Here is a 245-nt window from a genome sequence, read left to right as displayed (position 1 = left end):
CTTGGACTGTATAAGGGTTTGGTTTACCTAACTGAGATAATGGGATGAAACTATCGATTTCAGCGTAACTATCTTCATAACGAGTTCCAATCTCAGCAGCCCATTGGTCATTAAATTGATGCTTAAATTGAACAAATCCGCCAAGACTTTGAGTTGTGAGCTCAGGCAAATAAATAAGATTCCCAATTTTAACAAACTCTAGACCACCAGACTGATCATAAATTTGAGGGTCAAAAATATCCAAG

1 pseudogene is annotated in these 245 nt (G+C 37.1%); it reads right to left on the bottom strand.

The features are described 5' to 3' along the window. Positions 1–245 (bottom strand): annotated as a pseudogene (locus SB786_RS37285) (TonB-dependent siderophore receptor); the annotation flags it as partial.

The sequence above is a fragment of the Burkholderia sp. SIMBA_062 genome (assembly GCF_046534765.1).
In the GTDB taxonomy this organism is placed as follows: Bacteria; Pseudomonadota; Gammaproteobacteria; order Burkholderiales; family Burkholderiaceae; genus Burkholderia; species Burkholderia ambifaria.
Note: the sequence above shows the minus strand (reverse complement) of the source record. Positions and strands in the feature narration are given on the sequence as shown.